Origin of the sequence: Xanthomonas sp. WCS2018Noco2-27 (assembly GCF_031843525.1) — a bacterium.
Lineage (GTDB): Bacteria > Pseudomonadota > Gammaproteobacteria > Xanthomonadales > Xanthomonadaceae > Xanthomonas.
Genome location: NZ_JAVTIK010000013.1, coordinates 32,455 through 56,047, shown reverse-complemented (window position 1 = coordinate 56,047; position 23,593 = coordinate 32,455). Strand labels below are relative to the sequence as shown.

Below are 23,593 nucleotides of genomic sequence, written 5' to 3'. Positions count from 1 at the left end.
GTGTGCCGTTCTGGTAACGCCCTGTCGCGCGCAGGCACGCTCCTACAACCGTGGTCGCTGCATTTCCCACCTCGCGAGCGCCCGCCGGGCACATAGCGCATCTCGTCAGGCGAACATCAGACCAATCAATGGCGTTCTGCCCAATCACGTAGGAGCGTGCCTGCGCGCGCGGGACATTCCCGATGATGCCCGGCACGGTAGTTACCCGAGGGCCTTGCAACATAAGAGCGGTGTTGCATCGCCAAATGCATCGTCATCGCATTGCGTACAAACGGGTTGTAGCGCGCTGCTGCTTTCCGCTTCATGCCCGTCGCGCGCAGGCACGCTCCTACAAACGTGGTGCTGCACGTCTCGCGAAGGCAAGTAGCGCCTCTCGTAAGGTCAACATCCAACCAATCGGGCCGCTACACCGCGTTACGTAGGAGCGTGCCTGCGCGCGACGGGGCGTTACCGACGATGCCCGGCACGATAGGTGTCCGAGGATCACGCAACGTGAGCGGTGCTGCAACGCGAAGTGCGTCGTCATCGCATCCCGCGCGAGTGTGCCCGCGCGCGATGCAGCTATCCCGGTGATGCCCGTCGCGCTCAAGCGCGCTCCTACGAACGCGCTACCTATCGCGGTGCTTGCCCGCGCAATGCGCGCCGCGCCAGGCCAGGGTCATCGGCAAAGAACGCATCGATGCCCGTGTCCAGATAGGTCTTGAGCTCGGCCAAGGCACCTGCGTCGTTACGCTCGGTCACCGCGCCGCTACTGCGGTTATCGGCGGCCAGAAAGTAATTTTCCGGACGGAACGTATACGGCTGCACCTGCAATCCGGCTGCATGCGCATCGCGCACCAGGCTGGTCGGCGTACCCAGCCGTTGCTGCGCATCCAGCGGAATGATGGCGCGGATATCCGGCCCGATCGCATCGGCATAGCTGGCCACCTGCTTGAGCCCGGCCGGGGTCATCAATTGCGCATAGGTGCCGGGTGCGTCGCCCTCACCCGCATCGGGCAACGGCATCTGCGCGCCACCCAGCAACTGCAGCAGGCGGATGTTGCTTTGTCGCCCGATCTTGCCGCGCAGGTACCGCAGATTGCCGGTCTCGAACGACTGGATCACCACCGGCGCCGTGCGCGTATACGCATGCGCGTGCAAGGTGGCCAGTACCTTGTCTTCCATCGGCAAACCGAGCGCACTGAAATAACTCGGATGCTTGATCTCCGGAATCAGCCCGATCATGCGCCCGGTTGCGGCAGATTCGGCCGCGACGAAATCGATGATCTCGTCGAAGGTCACGATCTGAAACTGCCCGTCCCAGCGCGTGCCACGAAGTTGCGGCAGCCGCTCGCGCGCGCGCAGCGTCTTCAACTCGTTCAAGCTGAAGTCTTCGGTGAACCAGCCTTCCATCGATTGCCCATCGATGGTCTTGCGGGTCTTGCGCGCGGCAAACTCCGGGTGGCTGGCCACATCGGTGGTGCCACCGATCTCGTTCTCGTGGCGCGCCACCAGCACACCATCTTTGGTCAACACCAGATCTGGTTCGACAAAATCGGCGCCATCGACGATCGCCTTGGCGTAAGAGGCCAAGGTGTGTTCCGGACGCAACGCACTGGCGCCACGGTGCGCAAAGATCTGCACCGTGTTGGCCAACGGCGCCTCGGCCAAAACGGGCCCGCTCATGCCGACCATCATCGCTCCCAACACCAACGCACGGTGGAACTGCATCATGCCTCTCTCCAACGAAAAAGCAGCCATCAACACCACCGCGTCATCGCCAGGCCAGCTTGGCCGACGATCAAGCAGAGATGCACGCCCGTGCATCCCGCTTCCTCCGCATCGTCCGCGCCCGCCCGACAATCACTCACTAGGTGGTGCCAGCCACTCTAAGACTATTCACGTCGATCAACATCGGAAATCAATCAGCAGCAACCAGACCCGCTGTTAGGATTCCCGATTCCCGATTTCCCACTCCCAAATCCCGTCCTCAGAACTTGGCATCCAGCGTCAGAAACACCTGCCGCGGCGCACTGGCGTGGAACGCCAACTGCCGCCCATTCGGATCACTGTTGGCGAACGCGGTGAGGTTGGAGGCGTAGCGCTTGTCGGTGAGGTTGGTGACGTTGAGCGAGAGCTTGAGCGACTGCAGCACGCTGACCTGGCCGAACTCATAGCCGGCACCGGCATCGAATGACGTGTAACCGCCAAAGCCCTGATCGTTGGTATAGGTATAGAAGCGTTCACCGGTGTACTTGCCGCGCAGGTTGACGTTCCAACCGGCGTAATTGAAGGCGATTTCGCTCGCGAACATGCGCTTGGGCGTATCCACCGTGGTCTTGCCCGCGGTGGCAATGGTCACCCCGTTCTGCACGTAGTTGTCGTCGTAGGTGGAGCGGTTGATCGAGGCCGAGTTGTACCACTGCAGGTAGCTGGTGGGCTTCCAGATCACCGTCAGTTCACCACCGCGGCTGCTCACCGAGCCCACGTTGAAGAAGCGCGTGGTGCAGGCCGGCGTGGTGCCCTGCTGGATGCTGGCGCAGGGATTGAGCGAGAGCAGCCGGTTGTCGAAGGTGACGTCGTAGCCGACCAACGAGGCCTCGAAGCGATCACGCACGAAGCGGTAACCGGCTTCCATGGTGCGCGACTTTTCCGGCTCCAGCGCACCGACGCTGGCATCGAACGAAGCCTGCGTCACCAGCAACGGACCACCGGCACCGCCGCCCTGAAACGCAGCGATGTTTTCTGCGTAGGAGGCAAACACTTCCTGGCCTTCGGCAAGGCGATAACCCAGCCCGATCTGCGGCAGCACCGACTCGCTGGCCTTGATCGAACCAGTGGCCACCGGCGCTTCCACCGCAATGCCCGGCGTCTCGCGTGCTGTCATTTCAGTGCTCGGGCTCTTGATGCCCAGATCCAGGCTCAGGCGCTCGTCGAGAAACTTGAAGTTGCCCTGCACGTAGAACTGCCGGGTGGTGATCACGTAGTTCTGCGAGAACAGCCGACGGTTGGGATTTTGCAGAAACTTGTCGTCGTCCACCGGCCCGGTGATCCAGTAGAAATTGCGCTCCACATCGTGGTGGTTGCGCTCGTACCACAGCCCGGCTTCCAGATGATGCGGGCCCAGATCCCAACCCAGCGAGGCGATGCCGCCGGTACGGTTGATCCAGTAGTTGGTGCTGCGGATCGAGATCGGCAGTGCCTGCGGTGTGCCCGGATTGGAGGCCTGGCCCGGCGACCACCAATGGCCCTGCCCTTTGTTTTCATGGTGATACACCTGCGTGTGCAGGCTGATCGCATCGTTGGGCTGGAAGTCGCCGGCGACATAGAACAGATCGTCGTCGCGCAGCGCACGGCTCTGGTAGTACGCATCGTCGACGTTATCCACGCCACCGCTGAAGCCGCAGCGTGCGGCATTGCGCGTGGCCGGCGCGCAGTACGCGGCCGCCAGTGCACGGTTCCAATCCGGCGCGTACAGATTCCAGTCCCAGCCCAGACCACGCGCCATGCCGCTCTTGGACAGATAGGAATAGTCGGCCTGCGAGGTGCGCGAGGTATCGGCGAACGCAGTCAGCTTGCCGCCGTCGAACTGGTACACGCCCTTGGCGTTGAACTGGCGCGTGGTGGTCGGCGATTCCGGACGCGCCCACATGTCCGCGGTGGCTTCGATGCCCGACAGATACGCAGAAAACCCGTTGTAATCGCCGGTATCCACGCGCAGGAAGGTGCGACGGTTGGCATCGGACCCCAGCGTCTGCGAGACCTGCCCGCCGAACACGCTGGACGGGTCGGCCGAGTAGTACTGGATGGTGCCGCCGAGGTTGCTGGTGGACGCCGTGCCCAACGCACCGATGCCCGAGGCCAGCTCCACGCCACCAAAGTTTTCTGCGATCAACGCGCGGCTGATGTTGAGGCCGTTGTAGTTGCCATAGGCGTTATCGCCCAGCGGCAAACCGTCGAGCGTATAGCCCAGACGCGTGCCGTTGAAGCCGCGCAGACTGATCGTCTGCGATTCTTCATTGGCACCGAAGGCATCGTTGGATTGCACGTTGACGCCCGGCATGCGATTGAGCAGCTTCTGGATGCTGGTGCCCGGCGGCAGCACCGGAATGTCCTGCTGGGTGATGCGCTGCACCTGACGCGTTTCGCCCTGGCCAATCACCGACACCGCATCGAGCTGCTGCACGGTGGAGCCGGTGTCGGCGGACACGTCGGCCGGCGTATCGGCGGCATGCGCGGCCGGCGACAACACAAGCGCGGTGAGAACGGCAGCACTTAAGAGATGGGTCTTGGGCATGAGTGGCGTGGGGGACGAGTCAAAAGATGACGGCAAGCGTGCGACAGCTGTCTTGCGTCGATGCGACGCTCAGATGACAGTGCCGAGACAGCTGCTGCGCATGCCGCGCTGTCGCTGCGTTGTGCTGGCATGCGCGTGTCATCTGTACGTCGTAATCTGCGCGACTCTTCTCGTCGTACTGCTTTCGAGGAATCGTCCATGGCCCACCGCATCGCCCGCCACTCGCAACGCACGCTGGCAAGCGTCGCCATTGCTGCCTTGGTGATCGGCAGCGGCGTGGCCAGTGCCCGGCAACCGGCAAAGCCGACGGACTCGGTGCTCGCCACCGACGCGCGTGGATACCTGGAAAAACAACAGCTGCCCGACAGCCTGCAGCTGGTGCCGCCCCCGCCGCAGGACGGCAGCGCCGCGCTCGCCAACGACGAGGCCATCGCCAAAGCCATGCTCGCGCTGCGCGGTACACCGCGCTGGGATCTGGCTGCGCGCGACGCGGTGCTGAGCTTTCCCGACGCCGCCGCCCATTTCAGTTGCGCACTGGGCGTGCAGATCGACCAGACCAGCACGCCGCATCTATTGCGCCTGCTCGAACGCAGCATGCGCGACGCCAGCAGCAGTACCAGCGCCGCCAAGGCGCGCTATCAGCGCCCGCGCCCGTTCATGCGCAACGCTCAGCCGATGTGCACCCCGGCTGACGATGCGGCACTGCGCAAGAACGGCTCCTACCCGTCCGGCCACACCGCCATCGGCTGGACCTGGGGCCTGATCCTGTCCGAGATCGCTCCCGCCCAACGCAATGCGCTCCTGGCACGCGGCCGCGCCTTCGGCGACAGCCGCCTGGTCTGCAACGTGCACTGGCAAAGCGATGTCCTGCAAGGCCGAATGATGGGCGCGGCCACCGTCGCCGCATTGCACGGCAACGCGGGGTTTGAAAAGGATCTGATCGCTGCACGCCGCGAAATCGCAGAGGCCAAGCCTGCGGATTCGGCCACATGCGCAGCGGAAACAGCGGCTTTGCAGACAGTGTTGCCGGGCGCGATGTAGACAACAGCGCACATTGCCCTGTTTGACTGGAACGGCCATGCCGGCCTGAAGTGCGCTGGCCTGTGCGCAGCGGTCTTACCGAACGTCGGCCGGCGACAGCCCACCGATCTGCGGCCGATGCGCGTGCGACACCAACAAAGCGAAGAGCCGCGTCATGCACGAGGAACGCGGAAAACTGTGCCTTAGCGTGGGCCTATGCGCCACTGGTACGCGGACCAAAGCAGACCTACCGCAGCAGGCCTACCGCCCGAGCACGCAGAACCGGCGCCAGGCTGGGCAGCATCGTGGACCTTGCGGCAGGCGCTCCAATAACCCGGGGTGCAGCAGCACCTGCGCTTTCTCAACGGAGTCTTGAAGCGGCCTTGCAGCCCTTATCGGCGCGCTACGCCTTCTTGATCATGCAGTGACCGTGGCGATCGGGGATCCACACACCGCCTTGGCAAGCGCGACGCCTGTCTTACGGCGTCTGACGCTGCATGCCACGGGTCCTGGCATCGCTTCGCTTAGATGACCCGGCACCCCACAGCGCTGCCGCCTGTCCAGCGCTGGACCTCACGGCTGAATACTTCATTCCCCTACAGCATCTGCGCGTCCGAATCTCGGCCCAAAAGCACTGAATTCGGCAATCGTTGCCGGATGATGACATTTCCGTACATCTTCGATTAATCTTCAGACAGGCTTCAGGAATGTGACATCCGTTCAGGTTGTCGACATCGTGCCCTGAAACCCAGCTCCCCCTCGACTGCGCTCGCAGTCGAGTCCCACGTCTGCAGTATCCGTGACCGAATTCATCAGGAGAGAGAGGAATGACGCGTCCAGGGGTTCGTAGTTCGTTATCGCGCAACATCAAGCGCAGCGCGTTGAGCCTGGCGCTGGGCATGTGCGTCATCGGTGGGGTGCAGGCGCAGAGCGCGGTTGGCTCCATTTTCGGTAGTGGGCAGCCCGGCAGCACCATCGCCATCCAGAGCCCGCAGACGGGCGTGAGCCGCTCGGCGACCGCCGCCGCAGATGGCAGATTCACCTTCAGCCAGCTGCCTCCGGGCAAGTACATCATCACCTCCGATGGAGTGACCCGCGAGGTCGAGGTCAAGGTTGGCAGCGGCTCGCAAGTGATGCTCGGCAGTCAGGCAAAAACGCTTGACCGGATCGAAGTGGTGGGCGCGCAAGCGTTCAACCCCATCGACGTTTCCTCGGTGGAATCGACCACCGTGTTCACTGCCGAGCAGATGGTCTCGCTGCCGGTGGCCAGCGACGTCTCTTCGGTCGCGCTGCTCGCGCCTGGCGCGGTTCGCGGCGATAGCGGGCTGGGTGCGGGCAACCTTGCCTCGTTCGGCGGATCGTCGGTGGCCGAGAACGGCTACTACATCAATGGCTTCGACGTCACCAACATGCGCACGTTCCTGTCGTTCGCCAATCTGCCGTTCCAGAGCATCGGCCAGCTGCAGGTCAAAACCGGTGGGTACGGCGCCGAATACGGCCGCTCGCTGGGCGGCATCGTCAGCATCGTCACCAAGGCAGGCTCCAACGAATGGCACTACGGCGGCAGCGTGGAATGGGCGCCGGACTGGGGCGCTGCGGCAGGTAAAAACGTCCGCGAGCGTGACCCTGATGCGGCAGACCCGTTGTACCAGTACCGCAGCGACGATCAGTTCGACAGCACCATTTACTCTGCCTATGCCAGCGGCCCGATCATCAAGGACCGCTTGTTCTTCTTTGCAATGGTGGAAGGCCGCCAGGAGAGCCAAGACAACTTCTACGCGCTGACCAGCCGGCGCGTCAGTGACACGACCCCGCAGGGCATGGTCAAACTCGATTGGTATATCAACGACAGTAACCTGGTCGAATTCACCGGCATCTACAACCAGGCCAAGACCAAATACCGCACGTACGAATACGCCACCGACGCCAACGGCGATAACCGTTACAACGTTGGCCGGCACGAAGTGCCGATCGAACAGTACGAGATGGAAAACGGCGGCAAGATCGGCATCCTCAAGTACACCGGCTATTTCACCGACAACTTCACACTGTCGGCGCAATACGGCTACCTGAGCAATCTGATCGACTCCCGCCTGCCGGCTGACCCGGCCGGAAGCGAATGCCCGTGGGCCTATAGCTTCGGCCTGACCACCAGCGTGATCGACCGTTACATCGGCTGCAACCCGGGCACGATCTCCACCATCGCCGACGCCGACGCAGAGCCGGACGAGGACATCCGCAAGGCGTTCCGTGTCGATGGCGAATGGGTACTGGGCGATCACCGGCTGCGCTTCGGCGTGGATCAGGAAAAGTACGAATCCAGTCACCGTGGCCGGACCTACGCCGGTGGCATCAACTGGGCGTATTACACGGTGCCCGGTACTTCGGTGGCCACCGGTGCGTTCGCGGGCCGGCCTGGTCGCACGGTCAACGGCCAGCTGGTTCCGCGCAATGCGCTGTACGCACGCTCGCGTGTCTATCAGACCAGTAGCTCTAGCTACGAAAACATCAATAGCGCGTTTTATCTGGAAGACAACTGGCAGGTCACCGAAAACTTCCTCGCCGTGCTCGGCTTGCGTGGTGAGAAGTTCGAAAACAAGAACGGCGATGGTATTGCCTGGATCGAATCCGATTACAAAATGGCCCCGCGCCTGGGCTTCTCCTGGGATGTGCTGGGCGATTCCAGCTTGAAGCTGTTCGGTACCGCAGGCCGCTATTACATCCCGGTGGCGACCAACTCCAGTATTCGCGCCACCGGCGCCGAATCGACCGTGTCCAACTGGTACTTCGTCAATGGCTGGAGCGAAGCCGATGGCACGCCGGTGGGCCAAGGCGCGCAAATCGGCCAGACCCAGACCAATGGCTCGCTCACCGCGCCCAATCCGGCCTCTGTCGCGTCCACCAACCTGTCGCCGATGTACCAGGACGAGATCATCCTCGGTGGCCAACTGCAGTTGACGGAAAACTGGATGGCCGGTGTACGCATGATCCGCCGCGAAGTGAAGTCCGGGATGGACGACACCTGCACCACCAATCCGTGGATCGATTGGGCAGCGGATAATGGCTTTCCGGATTTCGATCCGGGCTCGGTGCCCAGCTGCTACTTCTTGAATCCCGGCAGCGATGTGACCATCAACGTCGATCTCAATGGCGATGGCGAACTAGAACTGGCGACCTTGCCGGCCTCGTATCTTGGCCTGCCGGAATATCGCCGCCTGCATACCGCTCTGGAGTTCTTCTGGGAGCGCACTGGCGAGAAGTTCAACTTCCAGGGCTCGTATACGTTCGCCAGGACACGCGGCAACGTGGAAGGCTACGTCAATTCCACGCTGGAACAGGAGGACGCCGGCCTCACCCAGGACTTCGACCACCGCCTGTTCACCGATGGCACCTATGGGCCGACCCCGAACGATCGTCAGCACACGCTCAAGCTGTTCGGTGCTTATACGATCACGCCGGAATGGCAGCTTGGCGGAAATCTGGTCCTGCAGTCCGGGCGCCCGATCAATTGCCAGGGCTATATCCCGCTGGACGATATCCCGCAGCCTGACCAGGGCACCCTGAGCGGCTACAGCGGCTCGAGCTTCTATTGCTTGAACGCAGACGGTACCCGCGTGTTACGCCAACGTGGCGACGAAGGTCGCACGCCGTGGACCTGGACTTTCGATCTGGCCGCCGCTTATGTGCCCAACTGGGCCGATAACAAGCTGCGCATCAAGCTCGACGTGTTCAACCTGTTCAACAACGACCGAGTCACCGAGTACGACGAGTTCAGTGAAGCCTCGCGTGATGTGATCAGCCCGAACTATCTGAACGATCAGAACTATCAGACGCCGCGCTCGTTCCGGTTGACTGCCCGCTACGACTTTTAAAGTGTCGCATCACTGTGTGCGTTACGAATCCGGCCTGAAAAGGCCGGATTTTTATTAGTCGGCTCACGCGGCTCTTGGCGGCGCATCGCGCAGAGGCGCTTCACTTACCGATACAAAAACTCGAAAAGATCTTGCCCAGCAACTCATCGGCGCTCAGCTTGCCGGTGATCTCGCCCAGCGCTGCGTGCGCCAGGCGCAGCTCTTCGGCGGCCAGTTCGAGTTGTTCGAATCCCAGTTCCAGATCGGCCGCATCCGCATGTTGCTCGGCACGTCGTAATGCATCCACGTGCCGGGTGCGTGCGGAGAATTCGCCGTCCACGCTTTCAACGCCATCGCCTAACGCGAGCTCGCGCAGGCGGGTGTGCAGCTGTTCCAATCCCTGGCCGGTGGTTGCCGAAACCGCCACTGCATTGGTATCGAGCAGCGGTGCGCTGTTGTCCAGCAGATCGCATTTGTTATGAATCCACAGCTGGCGCGGAACGGCGTCGATGGCATCGCCAATCGCATCGCGCGCGGCTTGCGGGTCGCGTGCGTCGAGCACCACCAGCGCCAGATCGGCACGCTGCAATTCGGCACGCGCGCGGCGCATGCCTTCGCGTTCGATTGCATCGCCGCCATCGCGCAGGCCGGCGGTATCGACCAGCGTCAATTCAAAGCCATCGAGCTGGATCGCTTCATGCAAGGTGTCGCGCGTGGTGCCAGCCACATCGGTGACGATGGCGCGATCGCTACCGGCCAGCGCGTTGAGCAACGAACTCTTGCCCGCGTTGGGCGGGCCGATCAACACGGCATGCAGGCCGTCGCGTAGCTTGCGCCCGCGTTCTGCATCGCGCAGCAGTTGCGCCAGCAATGTGCGCGCCTGCTGCAATCCTTCGCGCACTTGCGTACCGCCCAATGTATCGAGCGGTTCGTCGGCAAAGTCGATCGCTGCTTCCACATGCACGCGCAAGCGCGTCAGGCTGTCGCTCACTGCATCGACGCGGCGCGAGAACACACCGTCCAGCGAGCGCCGCGCGGCACGCGCCGCACGCACATCGCCGGCAGCGATCAAATCCGCAATCGCTTCGGCCTGGGTCAGATCGAGTTTGCCGTTGAGAAACGCGCGTTCGCTGAACTCGCCGGCGCGTGCCTGGCGTGCCCCCAGTGCAACGCAATGTGCAACCAGTTGGCGCAACACCACCGGGCTGCCGTGCCCCTGCAGCTCCACCACGTCTTCGCCGGTAAAGCTGCGTGGCGCGTTGAACCACAGCGCGATGCCGTCGTCGATGACCTCGCCCTGCACATCGCGAAAGCGCGCGTAGTGCGCATGCCGCGGTTGCAACCCCGCAATGCCCAGCTGCGTTGCGATCTGCACCGCTTGCGGCCCGGACAGCCGCACGATGCCCACGCCGCCGGTTCCGGCAGCACTGGCGATGGCAACGATGGTGGACGTGGAAGAGGACATGGGCACTGCTCTTGCGTGGATTGGAACCGAATGGGTGACGATCAAAATGCCTGCACAGCCGTCAGCCGTGTGGACGATGCTCGGGCGTTAGCTGGCACGCGTCCATCTGGGCGCAGGCCTGTCCTGGATGGTGTGCCCGCCACTGTGCATCAAAGCGTCTGCAACTGCGCGCGCGCCTGCGCCGCACCGCTGCCTTGCGGCTGCAGTTCCAGATAGGTGGAATACGCCTTGCGCGCTTTCTCGCGATCGCCGGCCTTGGCGTAGGCATCGCCAAGATTGAGATACGCCACCGCGCGCGATGGATCGATCTTGAGCGTGTTTTCAAGCCAGCGCGCCGATTCGGCAAAGCGCTCCTGGCGGTAGTACACAAACCCAAGATTGTTCGCAGCCAGCGCAAAATCCGGGCGCAGCTTCAAGGCTTCGGCAAATTGTTCGGCGGCTTCGGCGTAACGTTTTTCCTTGTACAACTGCAAACCGCGCTCGTTGGCCAACTGCGCGCGTTGGCGATCGCTGCTTTTCACTGCGGTCGGCAAAACCAGCTTGGCTTCGCCACCTTGCAAGGTCTTGACCGTGACCGGCGCAGCCGCCACCGCAGCGCCGGTAGTCGCAGCAGCAGGACGCGCGGCGTCCACGCGTCCGTTAAGTGCGATCGCATCGGCCGACAACTGCGCAGTATCGGCGGTCAGGAATTCTTCGCCGCTGGGCACCTGAAATACGAACTCGCCTCCTTGCGATCCCGGCAGGCTGCCGAATGCCGGCGTCTGCGCCGATACCGCCGACACTGCCGGTGCGACATACGCAGCCAACTCAGTCCCGGTGATCAAGCCATCGCCATTGAGATCGCCCTTGCCGGCCAGCGCCTGCAGCAGCACCCAGGTAAACACCGAATGCCCGTTCGGCCCGCTATCGGCCACTTGTTGATCGGCGCCGCCGGCGGTGAGCATCTGCCGCGCAATGCGGCGCGCGTTCTCGCGCAAGTACGCGCTGGAGGTCGGCCCGCCGCGCGTCAGACCCAACCCGCTGTAGCAGGCGTCCATCACGAACAGCACGTGCTTGGCCTGCAGGCTTTCGGCGATGTTCTGCAGGTCGCTCATCGCAATCGCATCGCTGGCCAGATGCTCCGGGTCCGAGTCGACCGGAATGATGTAGCCCAGGTCGCGCCCGGAGGCGAGCCGGCGCGTGGCGCCGTGGCCGGCGAAGAACACGAACACGCGGTCGTTGGTCTGCGCGCGCCCTTCCCCAAGCCGGTCATGGAAGGCGGCGAGGATATTGTTGCGCGTGGCTTCGCTGTTTTTCAGCACGATCACTTGCGAGGACGGAAATCCCAGCGGGCCGGTCAAGGTGCTGGCGATCGCTTGCGCATCGTTGGCCGCATATTCGAGCTTGGGCCAGTGCGCGTAGTCGTCGATGCCGATCACGATCGCCCACGACTTGGCATAGCCGGTGGTCACCGTTGCGTCGGCCACGGCGCTGGGTGCACGCGCCACCGAAAAATCGCGGCCGTTCCAGCCGGCGAACTGATACCCGTCGGCGATCAACCGGTCCAGAATCTGCGGCAAGGCTTTCACTGCGCGGTCGTGGATGTCATGAAACAGCACGATGCCGCGCTGTTCCTTGTTCACCTGGTCGAGCACGCGTTGCACGATCGACTCTGGCACCGGGTCGGCCCAGTCCAGCGAATCGATGTTCCACATGATCGACTTCAAGCCGGCTTCGCCCAGCAGCTGCAGCCCTTCGGCATTGCGTGCGCCATACGGAAACCGAAACAACGGCGCACGTTTGTCGTCCACCGCACGCAACAGCGTGTCGGTATCCAGCACCTGGCTGCGCAATGCATCGCCGGTGGTCTTGGACAACTGCGCATGGGTCAGGCTGTGATTGCCCACCGCATAGCCTTCCTCCATCAACGTGTGGCTGATCTTGGACAATGGCGCCAGCTTCGGCTTGCCATCGGCGTCCAGGCTGCCGAGGTTCCGCCCTACTTCGAAGAACACGCCGGGCACGTCGTAGCGTTTGAGGATGGCCACGATCTCTTCGGTGTAGGCCTTGTGCGGGCCGTCGTCGAAGGTCAGCACCACCGTCTTGGGCGGCAGATCGCGGCCGAACACTTCGCTGTCGCTATCGCGCGCGGAGAACGGATACGGCTCCACCACACCATGGTCGCGCAGGATCTTTTCGCGTGTGTACAAGGTGCGCAAATGCGCCACGTAGTCGTCCCACTTTTCGCGCTTGGGCACGATCGCCCGGGTGCGATCGAAGCGACTGAAAATCTGCGTCAGTTCGGTGTTGTAACTGCGCTCGATCTCGTCCAGTGCCTCCAGATCCTCGCCGATGCGTTGATGCAGTTTCACTGCCGGCAGCGCCGAGTCCTTGCCGATACGCGCATGCAGCTCGCGCAGCACCTCGGCAAATGCCAGGCGGTCGGCATCGAACAGATCCGGCGCCGATTCCACTTCGTCCAGTACCGTGGCGATCGCAGCGAAGCGGCTTGAGTCGCGCGAGCTCAGCACGGCTTCAAACGCGGCGGCAATGTGTTCGCGTTGTTCCAGATTTTCATGGAACAGCTGCTGCCCCACGCTGCTGGAGGTGGCGCGATCGCGCGGGCTTTGTTTGTCCTCATCGGCCAGCAACACGATGATGCGGCGGTGCCGATCCAGCTGTTCGCGCAGCTGTGCAATCAGCGCACGCGCCTTGGCGGCGTCGCCCGTTTGTGCGGCGGCAGTGGCAGTGCCGCTGGCCGGCGGTGCCGAAGCAGATGCCTGGGTACCGGCCTCGCGCTTGCCGCAGCCGGCCAGCGCCAGCAGTCCCGCGCAACTTGCGCATAGCAACAGGCGATGCAACGGCGATGGCTTCACGACGGCGTCCTTGGCAATGGCGACAAACGGAGAGGGGCTTGCATGCAGAAAGCCCGCCTTGCGGCGGGCCTTCTTGAACCTTTCTTAAGACTTACTTGGCGTTGGCCTGGATGATCTTGCTCGGCTTCTCGCCGTGCTGGCGAATCATCCACCACTGGATCAGCAAGCCAAGGCCGCCGTTGACGACCCAGTACAACACCAGGCCGGCCGGCATGAAGGCCATCATGACGCCGAACACCAGCGGCATGAACTGCATCATCTTGGCCTGCATCGGGTCCATGCCCGGGGTCGGCGTCAGCTTCTGCGTGGCCCACATGATGGAAATGTTGAGCACCGGCAGGATGAAGTACGGGTCGCGCGCGGTCAGATCCTGGATCCAGCCCAGCCAAGGCGCCTGACGCAGCTCCACCGATTCCACCAACACCCAGTACAGCGCGAAGAAGATCGGCATCTGGATCAGCAGCGGCAGGCAACCGCCCATCGGATTGATCTTTTCCTTCTTGAACAACTCCATCGTCGCCTGCTGGTACTTGGCGCGATCGTCGCCATAGCGCTCCTTCAACTGCGCCAGGCGCGGCTGGAAGCGGCGCATCTTGGCACCGGACTTGTACTGCGCGGCCGACAGCGGATACAGCGCCAGACGCAGCAGCACCACCAGGCCGATGATGGCCCAGCCCCAGTTGTGCAGGAAGCTGTGCAGGTGGCTCAGCACCCAGAACAGGCCCTGGCCGATGATGGCCATGATCGAGAAGCGGCTGTAATCGACCACGCGGTCCAGACCCTTCACGTCTTCCTTGGCGATCAGGCTGACCAGTTTCGGGCCCACCCACAGGCGCGCCTCGGTGCTGGCGGTCTGGCCGGGCGCCACGGTGAAGGCCGGGCCACGCAGTTCGGCTACGTCGCGCGGGCCATCCTGATTCAGTACGTACAGCGAGGCCTGATCCTTCTGCGGGATCCAAGCGGTGAAGAAGTGGTGCTGCAGCAGCGCGACCCAGCCACCGGTGATCTGGCGATTCAGGCCGCCATCGTCCATGTAATCCTTGAACGCACGACGCTCATAGCCTTCTTGCGGGCTGTACCAGGTCGCCCCGTTGAAGCTGAAGGAATCCGGGTTGGTCATGCCGCGGCTGAGGATGGTCGGCACCCGGCTCAGCTTGCGGAACACATAACCGTTCCACGCCGCACCGCTCTTGTTGATCACTTCATCCTTGATCGAGATCGCGTAGCGGCCGCGCTCCAGGGTGAAGGTGCGGCGGATCGACACGCCATTGGGACCGTTCCAGACGAACGGCACCACCAGGGTGTTCTGACCCTTGGCCAGCTCGAATGCAGTCCCCGGCTGTTCGGCACGGAAGCCGCCTACGCCGGGCACCGGCGAATGCTCGCTGGCCCAACCGCTGGTGGCGTTGTAAGGGTGCACAGCGTCTTCGGTCAGCAGATCGACCGGCGCGGTGCCGTCCTTGGTCTGCGGAAACTGCAGCAGTTCGGCATCCAGCACGCTTCGGCCATCCAGCTTCAGGCGCAGCACGTCCGAAGTCAGCGTGACGACCGGCGCGGCGCCCGCGGCTGCCGGCGTGGCCGCGGTGGTGCTGGTCGCCGCCGGTGCGGCGCCCGGGACGCCTGCCTGCGGGATGGCCTGGGCGGCGGGCACATTGGCCGCCGGCGCGCTGGCATCCAGGTCGCGCGCAGCCGGTACCGATTGCGTGGCGACTGCGGCAGGTGCGTTGGCGGCCGCCTTGTCCTTGCCCCACTCCATCCACAGCAGCGCCGCGACCATCAGCCAGGCAAAGATCAGGAAAACACGGGTCTGGTTCATCGGGCAGCAACTCGCTCAGTCGGAACTACAGTTCCGGCTCTGTCGGGGAAAGGGAGGATGGGTGCATCGTCCTGGCGGGCGGCATTGTGCCGGGCGCAGCAGGTGGGGGCAATGCGCCGGCACGGCGCAGCAGACGCACGAAGGCGTCGCGAATCTGTGGATTGGTCGCTTTGGCGGCTGCGGAGCGGGCCACAATGACGTAATCGCCACCGGCTAGCTCGGGCAGCAGATGCCGCATGGCATCGCGCAGGACGCGCTTGATGCGATTGCGTCCGACCGCACGCGTGTCCACCTTGCGCGACACCGCCATGCCCAGGCGCGGCGGCGTATCGCCGGTGCGCCAATGCAGGCTGAGCAGCGGATCCGAGGTGCGACGCGCGGTATCGAAGACGACCGTATATTGCGCACGCGTACGAACCCGCGCAGAGCGAGGAAATCGCCTGCACGGGTTCGATGCGTTCACGGTAGGACTTGCCTCGGCCGCGGAGAGCGGCGCGGCAATCAAGCGCTCAGGCGCTTGCGGCCCTTGGCGCGGCGGCGAGCCAGGATCTTGCGGCCGTCGGCGGTTGCCATACGTGCGCGGAAGCCATGGTCGCGTGCTCGCTTGAGGTTGCTGGGTTGGAAAGTACGCTTGGTGGCCATGGGGCCCTCTGCATGGATGGAGACGAATAGAACCGGAAATTCTATAGGACCGCCCCGGGCCGGGTCAACTCCCCTGTTGCTTTACCATCCGTGAGCCTGCGCACGCCCTGTGGATGGACCTGTGAATAACTCTGGGAAAAGCCTGCCTGCGGTGCTAGTCTGGCCCATCCTCTTTTCACTTCCGGGCTGCGTGCACGGCGCCTTGCTGCGCGCCGCAGCCAGCAACAGATGATCACACTTTGATGGATGCTTGGCCCCGCTGTCTGGAACGTCTTGAAGCTGAATTCCCGCCCGAAGATGTCCACACCTGGTTGAAACCCCTGCAGGCCGAAGACCGCGGCGACAGCATTGTGCTGTACGCGCCGAACGCCTTCATCGTCGACCAGGTCCGTGAACGCTACCTACCGCGCATCCGCGAATTGCTGGCGTATTTCGCCGGCAATGGCGAGGTGGCGCTGGCAGTGGGCTCACGCCCCCGTGCGCCCGATCCGTTGCCGGCGCCGATGGCCACGCCCAGCGTGCCGGTCGCTGCACCGATCGTGCCGTTTGCCGGCAACCTGGATTCGCACTACACCTTCGCCAATTTCGTCGAAGGCCGTAGCAACCAGCTCGGTCTGGCGGCTGCCATCCAGGCGGCGCAGAAGCCAGGCGATCGTGCGCATAACCCGCTGCTGCTGTACGGAAGCACCGGGCTGGGCAAGACCCACCTGATGTTCGCGGCCGGCAATGCGCTGCGGCAGGCCAATCCGGCCGCCAAGGTGATGTATCTGCGCTCGGAGCAGTTCTTCAGCGCGATGATCCGGGCGCTGCAGGACAAGGCGATGGACCAGTTCAAGCGCCAGTTCCAGCAGATCGATGCGCTGTTGATCGATGACATCCAGTTTTTTGCCGGTAAAGACCGCACGCAGGAAGAGTTCTTCCACACCTTCAACGCGCTGTTCGACGGCCGCCAACAGATCATCCTGACCTGCGATCGCTACCCGCGCGAAGTCGAGGGCCTGGAGCCGAGGCTCAAGTCGCGTCTGGCCTGGGGCCTGTCGGTGGCGATCGATCCGCCGGATTTCGAAACCCGCGCGGCGATCGTGCTGGCCAAGGCGCGCGAGCGCGGTGCCGACATTCCCGACGATGTGGCGTTTTTGATCGCCAAGAAGATGCGCTCGAACGTGCGCGATCTGGAAGGCGCGCTCAACACGCTGGTGGCGCGCGCCAACTTCACCGGCCGTGCGATCACCGTGGAGTTCGCCCAGGAGACGCTGCGCGACCTGTTGCGGGCCCAGCAGCAGGCGATCGGCATCCCCAACATCCAGAAGACCGTAGCGGACTACTACGGGCTGCAGATGAAGGACCTGCTCTCCAAGCGGCGCACCCGTTCGCTGGCACGCCCACGCCAGGTCGCGATGGCGTTGGCCAAGGAACTGACCGAGCACAGCCTACCCGAGATCGGCGACGCGTTTGCCGGGCGTGACCACACCACCGTGCTGCATGCCTGCCGGCAGATCCGCACGCTGATGGAGGCCGACGGCAAGCTGCGCGAGGACTGGGAAAAGCTGATTCGCAAGCTCAGCGAGTGAGTCGTTGACGCCCTTCTCGGCATGCCGGGAAAAAAGCGTGGATGAGTTGGGGTCAAATGCGGGAGAATCTGTGGATAACGTTGCCCTGCAATCCGGGCGGAAAACTATCCACAGGTTTTCCTAGCAGACCAGGGGCACTAGTCCAACGGCTTTCAGGTGCTGAAATTCTTTTGGAAACAGAGAGTTATGGTGGTTATCCGCTGAAAACGGCCCTACCATCACCACCAAGCTTTTGATTTATCCATTATTTTTTAAAGCATAGGGGCACGGAACCACATGCGTTTTACACTGCAGCGCGAAGCCTTCCTCAAACCGTTGGCCCAGGTGGTCAATGTGGTCGAACGCCGTCAAACCCTGCCAGTCCTGGCAAACCTGCTGGTGCAGGTGAAGGACGGCCAGGTGTCCTTGACGGGCACGGACCTGGAAGTGGAAATGATCTCGCGCACGATGGTGGAAGACGCGCAGGATGGTGAAACCACGATCCCGGCGCGCAAGTTGTTCGACATCCTGCGCGCCCTGCCCGACGGCAGCCGCGTCACCATCTCGCAGACCGGCGACAAGGTCACCGTGCAGGCGGGGCGCAGCCGCTTTACGCTGGCGACGCTGCCAGCCAACGACTTTCCGTCTGTGGACGAAGTTGAAGCGACCGAACGCGTTGCCGTGCCGGAAGCAGCGTTGAAGGAGCTGATCGAGCGCACGGCGTTCGCAATGGCCCAGCAGGACGTGCGGTATTACCTCAACGGGTTGCTGTTCGACCTGCGCGATGGCCTGCTGCGCTGCGTGGCCACCGACGGACATCGTTTGGCGTTGTGCGAAACCGAGCTGGAGAAGTCCGGCGGCGCCAAGCGCCAGATCATCGTGCCGCGGAAGGGCGTGACCGAGCTGCTGCGCCTGCTGGAAGCGGCCGACCGTGAGGTCGAGCTGGAAGTCGGTCGTAGTCATATCCGCGTCAAGCGTGGCGATGTGACCTTCACCTCCAAGCTGATCGATGGTCGTTTTCCGGATTACGAAGCAGTGATTCCGATTGGCGCCGACCGTGAGGTCAAGGTCGACCGCGAGGCGCTGCGTGCGTCGCTGCAGCGCGCTGCGATCCTGTCCAACGAGAAGTACCGCGGCGTTCGCGTCGAGGTGTCTCCGGGCCAGCTGAAGATCAGCGCGCACAACCCCGAGCAGGAAGAGGCGCAGGAAGAGATCGAGGCAGACACCAAGGTGGACGACTTGGCGATCGGCTTCAACGTGAACTACCTGCTGGATGCGTTGTCGGCACTGCGCGACGAGCATGTGGTGATCCAGCTGCGCGACGCAAATTCGTCTGCATTGGTTCGCGAGGCAAGCAGCGAGAAGTCCCGCCATGTGGTCATGCCGTTGCGTCTCTGACGTTGCGTTCCACGTGGAACACGAAAGCCCGGCGAGAGTCGGGCTTTTTTTGTGTCTCGTGCTCGCAAGCGAGCATCCAAGGCGCAATGAGGCTTCGCTGGAGTATGGGACAGCGTGTGTCAGTGTTCTGGTCAGAGGTTGGCGGTTAGAGGCCCACCCATCGGGGATGGATGCAGAGCTCTTGCCAACGCGTCAGTGGCAAAGATCCCCGCATCCCCGACCGTCTCGTGGATCCAAAGCTGGCCTCGCTGTTTGAATCGGCTCAGGGCCGCCACGCCGCGTAAGGTGCATGCCGATGGGCAGCTCAAGAGCATTGACCGCCATCAGCGAGGAGCGCACCTGCGTTTGGCAGGTCCTTGCGTCGCGGGTCGTGCGAGGACGCGCTGTGGATGTTTACTGCCTTGCTACTAGCACCATGGGTCATTGCTCCGATTGGGAGCCGGTTGCGAGCGATGCAATGCAGATGCATTGCAAAAAGTAATTTGGAGGTCTCGGCTGCGTGAGGTCGGCAACAGGACTAGCAGCGCCAGCCAGTAGGAATCTCATCTACCCGCGAGACCGTCTAATTTCTGACCTGACGTTTCTTTCGTGAATTCGCACATGGAAAATAAACTCGTTCAGCGGGAAGCACTGGCGCGTACCGAGGTCCACGTAGCAACTCTCATCATGCTGTTTCGAAACAGCAGTTTTCGACTTATGCACATCAAGCTTTGCTTTAAAAAATAGAAATAACTTAAGAGCTTGGTGGTGATGGTAGGGCCAGATTTCGCCTGAAAGTAGGTCAAGCTATTGTTTTAACTGGTTTTTATAGGCGCGAAACCCTGTGTTTTAACCTCCATCTTCGCCCCTGCAACCTGTGGATAAGACCAACCGCCCATCCAAACGCTGATTTTGTCCCCAACTTATCCCCAGGAAGTCCTGTCGCGCGTCCTCGGTGCCACCGCGCGGGTGGTGGACCAATCACGTATGCTGCGGACCGGCCGGGGACCCGGATCACAGCCCGGAGCAGACTGATCGATGCACGTAGTGCGGTTGTCCATACATCGGCTTCGTCGCTTCGAGACAGTCGACCTCTACCCCGCCAGTTCCCTGAACCTGCTGACTGGTGACAACGGTGCAGGCAAGACCAGCGTGCTCGAGGCACTGCACTTGATGGCCTATGGGCGCAGCTTTCGTGGGCGGGTGCGCGATGGACTCATCCAGCAAGGTGCCAGCGATCTGGAAGTGTTCGTCGAATGGCGCGAACCCATGGGTGAGGGTGCAGAGCGCACACGACGTGCCGGGCTTCGGCACAGCGGGCAGGAATGGACGGGGCGGCTGGATGGCGAAGATGTCGCGCAGCTTGGTTCGCTGTGCGCCGCGTTGGCTGTGGTCACATTTGAGCCGGGAAGCCACGTCTTGATCAGCGGTGGCGGTGAGCCGCGTCGCCGGTTCCTGGATTGGGGTTTGTTCCACGTGGAACCTGACTTCCTCGCGCTCTGGCGGCGCTATGCGCGAGCGCTCAAACAGCGCAATGCCCTGCTCAAACAGGGGGCGCAGCCGCGCATGCTGGATGCCTGGGACCACGAGCTTGCCGAATCAGGAGAAACCTTGACCTCCAGACGGTTGCGCTACCTCGAGCGCCTGCAGGAGCGCCTGATTCCGGTCGCCACCGCGATTGCGCCGTCGTTGGGGCTTTCCGCACTGGAGTTTTCACCAGGCTGGAAGCGCCATGAGGTCTCGCTTGCGGATGCATTGCTGCTGGCGCGCGAACGCGACCGCCAGAATGGCTACACCTCGCAAGGCCCGCATCGCGCCGACTGGGCACCCCGTTTCGACGCCCTTCCCGGCAAGGACGCGCTATCGCGTGGCCAGGCGAAGCTGACCGCGCTGGCCTGTCTGCTTGCGCAAGCTGAGGATTTCGCCCACGAACGCGGAGAGTGGCCCGTGATTGCGCTGGATGACCTCGGCTCGGAGCTTGATCGGCACCACCAGGCCAGCGTCTTGCAGCGTCTGGCCGCTGCACCAGCACAAGTGCTGATCACGGCGACGGAGACACCGCCCGGCCTAGCCGATGCCGGCGAACTTCTGCACCGGTTCCACGTGGAACACGGCACGATCGCGCCTCAAGTCGCGGCTGACTAAGCCCGACGGCCAGAGCGGGCCGACTGGTATAATTGACGGGCTATCCCCCTTTTCCCACGGTGCGATGCGGCTCCTGCCGTTTCCGTTCCGTGTTGTGGAGCTAACGGCACACGCATGACCGACGAACAGAACACCTCGCCTACTCCCAACGGCACCTACGACTCCAGCAAGATCACCGTGCTGCGTGGCCTGGAAGCCGTCCGCAAGCGCCCCGGCATGTACATCGGCGATGTCCATGACGGCACCGGCCTGCACCACATGGTGTTCGAAGTGGTCGACAATTCCGTCGACGAAGCCCTGGCTGGCCACGCCGACGACATCGTGGTGAAAATCCTGGTGGATGGCTCGGTGGCGGTGTCGGACAACGGCCGCGGTGTGCCGGTCGACATCCACAAGGAAGAAGGCGTCTCGGCGGCCGAGGTGATCCTCACCGTGCTGCACGCCGGCGGCAAGTTCGACGACAACAGCTACAAAGTCTCCGGCGGCCTGCATGGCGTGGGCGTGTCGGTGGTCAACGCGCTGTCCGAGCACCTGTGGCTGGACATCTGGCGCGACGGGTTTCACTACCAGCAGGAATACGCGCTGGGCGAGCCGCAGTACCCGCTCAAGCAACTGGAAGCCTCGACCAAGCGCGGCACCACGTTGCGCTTCAAGCCGGCCGTGGCGATCTTCAGCGACGTCGAGTTTCACTACGACATCCTGGCGCGCCGCCTGCGCGAACTGTCGTTCCTCAATTCCGGCGTCAAGATCGCGCTGATCGACGAGCGCGGCGAAGGCCGTCGCGATGATTTCCATTACGAAGGCGGCATCCGCAGCTTCGTGGAGCATCTGGCGCAGCTGAAGTCGCCGCTGCACCCCAACGTGATCTCGGTAACCGGCGAGCACAACGGCATCGTGGTGGACGTGGCCCTGCAATGGACCGACGCCTACCAGGAAACCATGTACTGCTTCACCAACAACATCCCGCAGAAGGATGGCGGCACCCACTTGGCCGGCTTCCGCGCCGCGCTGACACGCGTGCTCAGCAACTACATCGAGCAGAACGGCATCGCCAAGCAGGCCAAGGTCGCGCTGACCGGCGACGACATGCGCGAAGGCATGATCGCGGTGCTGTCGGTGAAGGTGCCCGACCCCAGCTTCTCCTCGCAGACCAAGGAAAAGCTGGTCAGCTCGGACGTGCGCCCGGCGGTGGAAAATGCCTTCGGTGCGCGCCTGCAGGAGTTTCTGCAGGAGAATCCGAACGAAGCCAAGGCCATCACCGGCAAGATCGTCGATGCCGCGCGTGCGCGCGAAGCCGCCCGCAAGGCGCGCGATCTGACCCGCCGCAAGGGCGCGCTGGACATCGCCGGCCTGCCGGGCAAGCTGGCCGACTGCCAGGAAAAGGATCCGGCGCTGTCGGAACTGTTTATCGTCGAGGGTGACTCGGCAGGTGGCTCGGCCAAGCAAGGCCGTAACCGCAAGAATCAGGCGGTGCTGCCACTGCGCGGCAAGATCCTCAACGTCGAGCGTGCGCGCTTCGACCGCATGCTGGCCTCCGACCAGGTCGGCACGCTGATCACCGCGCTCGGCACCGGCATCGGCCGCGACGAGTACAACCCGGACAAGCTGCGCTATCACCGCATCATCCTGATGACCGACGCCGACGTGGACGGCTCGCACATCCGCACCCTGCTGCTCACGTTCTTTTACCGGCAGATGCCGGAGCTGATCGAGCGCGGCTACATCTACATCGGCCTGCCGCCGCTGTACAAGCTCAAGCAGGGCAAGAGCGAGCTGTATCTGAAGGACGACGCGGCGCTCAATGCCTACCTGGCCAGCAATGCGGTCGAAGGCGCAGCGCTGATTCCTGCTACCGACGAGCCGCCGATCACTGGCGAAGCGCTGGAGAAGCTGCTGCTGCTGTACACCGGCGCCAACGAGGCGATCGCCCGCAACGCGCATCGTTACGACCCGGCCCTGCTGACCGCGCTGATCGACCTGCCGCCGCTGGATGTGGTGCAGCTGCAAGCCGAAGGCGATGTGCATCCCACCCTGGATGCACTGCAGGCGGTGCTCAACCGCGGCACCCTGGGCACCGCGCGTTACCAGTTGCGCTTCGATCCGGCCACGGAAAACACCGCCGCAACCCTGGTCGCCATCCGCCGGCACATGGGCGAGGAATTCACCCAGGTGCTGCCGATGGGCGCGTTCGAAAGCGGCGAGCTGCGTCCGCTGCGCGAAGTGTCGCTGGCATTGAACGACCTGATCCGGGAAGGCGCGCAGATCGTGCGTGGCAACAAGACCCATCCGATCACCAGTTTTGCGCAGGCACATGCCTGGCTGCTGGAAGAGGCCAAGCGCGGCCGTCAGGTGCAGCGCTTCAAGGGCCTGGGCGAAATGAACGCCGAGCAGCTGTGGGAAACCACGGTCAACCCGGACACGCGCCGGCTGTTGCAGGTCCGCATCGAGGACGCCGTGGCCGCCGACCAGATCTTCAGCACCTTGATGGGCGATGTGGTGGAACCGCGTCGCGACTTCATCGAGGACAACGCGCTGAAGGTGTCCAACCTGGATATCTGAGCCGCCCGCGTCGCGCCGGCACAACGCAGCAGCGTTG

13 protein-coding genes and 1 other RNA gene are annotated in these 23,593 nt (G+C 63.1%); 7 read left to right on the top strand and 7 right to left on the bottom strand.

The features are described from left to right. Positions 1–612: 612 nt before the first annotated feature. Positions 613–1,713 carry a glycerophosphodiester phosphodiesterase gene (locus RQH86_RS18120; RefSeq protein ID WP_311240089.1) on the bottom strand — a complete coding sequence of 367 codons (1,101 nt, stop codon included), beginning with the start codon at positions 1,711–1,713 and terminating at the stop codon, positions 613–615. A gap of 77 nt (positions 1,714–1,790) precedes the next feature. On the opposite strand from RQH86_RS18120, the gene RQH86_RS18115 reads away from it, so the two are divergent. Next, a non-coding RNA gene (locus RQH86_RS18115) (sX9 sRNA) lies at positions 1,791–1,865 on the top strand. Positions 1,866–1,969: 104 nt separating this feature from the next. Here the strand turns inward: RQH86_RS18115 and RQH86_RS18110 are convergent. Continuing rightward, a complete protein-coding gene (locus RQH86_RS18110; RefSeq protein WP_115559378.1) occupies positions 1,970–4,276 on the bottom strand; it encodes a TonB-dependent receptor in 2,307 nt (768 codons plus the stop codon). Positions 4,277–4,474: 198 nt separating this feature from the next. On the opposite strand from RQH86_RS18110, the gene RQH86_RS18105 reads away from it, so the two are divergent. Both RQH86_RS18105 and RQH86_RS18100 read left to right on the top strand, forming a co-directional pair. Next, positions 4,475–5,317: a phosphatase PAP2 family protein gene (locus RQH86_RS18105; RefSeq protein WP_311240090.1), complete on the top strand. Its 843-nt coding sequence runs from the start codon at positions 4,475–4,477 to the stop codon at positions 5,315–5,317. Between the two features lie 806 nt (positions 5,318–6,123). Next, positions 6,124–9,168 carry a TonB-dependent receptor gene (locus RQH86_RS18100; protein WP_311240091.1) on the top strand — a complete coding sequence of 1,015 codons (3,045 nt, stop codon included), beginning with the start codon at positions 6,124–6,126 and terminating at the stop codon, positions 9,166–9,168. Positions 9,169–9,268: 100 nt separating this feature from the next. On the opposite strand, the gene mnmE is transcribed toward RQH86_RS18100, so the two are convergent. The 5 genes from mnmE to rpmH all read right to left on the bottom strand — a co-directional run bounded on the left by mnmE (position 9,269) and on the right by rpmH (position 15,925). Further along, positions 9,269–10,612: a tRNA uridine-5-carboxymethylaminomethyl(34) synthesis GTPase MnmE gene (mnmE, locus tag RQH86_RS18095; protein ID WP_311240092.1), complete on the bottom strand. Its 1,344-nt coding sequence runs from the start codon at positions 10,610–10,612 to the stop codon at positions 9,269–9,271. Positions 10,613–10,761: 149 nt separating this feature from the next. After that, positions 10,762–13,467, bottom strand: a complete 2,706-nt coding sequence (locus RQH86_RS18090) for a polysaccharide deacetylase family protein (protein WP_311240093.1) — start codon at positions 13,465–13,467, stop codon at positions 10,762–10,764. 91 nt (positions 13,468–13,558) lie between these two features. Then, entirely contained in the window at positions 13,559–15,283 is a 1,725-nt protein-coding gene (gene yidC, locus RQH86_RS18085; protein WP_311240094.1) for a membrane protein insertase YidC, read from the bottom strand. A 25-nt stretch (positions 15,284–15,308) separates the two neighbouring features. Then, positions 15,309–15,746, bottom strand: coding sequence for a ribonuclease P protein component (rnpA, locus tag RQH86_RS18080; RefSeq protein ID WP_055852557.1), 438 nt, complete (start codon positions 15,744–15,746; stop codon positions 15,309–15,311). A 38-nt stretch (positions 15,747–15,784) separates the two neighbouring features. Then, positions 15,785–15,925, bottom strand: a complete 141-nt coding sequence (gene rpmH, locus RQH86_RS18075; protein ID WP_002805908.1) for a 50S ribosomal protein L34 — start codon at positions 15,923–15,925, stop codon at positions 15,785–15,787. Positions 15,926–16,167: 242 nt separating this feature from the next. Between rpmH and dnaA the strand changes: the two genes are divergently transcribed. The 4 genes from dnaA (at position 16,168) to gyrB (ending at position 23,556) form a co-directional block, all read left to right on the top strand. Then, on the top strand, positions 16,168–17,496 hold the full coding sequence (gene dnaA / locus RQH86_RS18070; RefSeq protein ID WP_311240095.1) for a chromosomal replication initiator protein DnaA: 1,329 nt from the start codon (positions 16,168–16,170) through the stop codon (positions 17,494–17,496). A gap of 276 nt (positions 17,497–17,772) precedes the next feature. Next, the gene (gene dnaN / locus RQH86_RS18065; protein WP_055852563.1) at positions 17,773–18,873 is read left to right on the top strand and encodes a DNA polymerase III subunit beta; all 1,101 of its coding nucleotides are present in this window, start codon (positions 17,773–17,775) and stop codon (positions 18,871–18,873) included. Positions 18,874–19,890: 1,017 nt separating this feature from the next. Then, entirely contained in the window at positions 19,891–20,997 is a 1,107-nt protein-coding gene (gene recF / locus RQH86_RS18060) for a DNA replication/repair protein RecF (protein WP_311240096.1), read from the top strand. A 114-nt stretch (positions 20,998–21,111) separates the two neighbouring features. Beyond that, entirely contained in the window at positions 21,112–23,556 is a 2,445-nt protein-coding gene (gene gyrB, locus RQH86_RS18055) for a DNA topoisomerase (ATP-hydrolyzing) subunit B (RefSeq protein WP_115552383.1), read from the top strand. Positions 23,557–23,593: the final 37 nt, after the last annotated feature.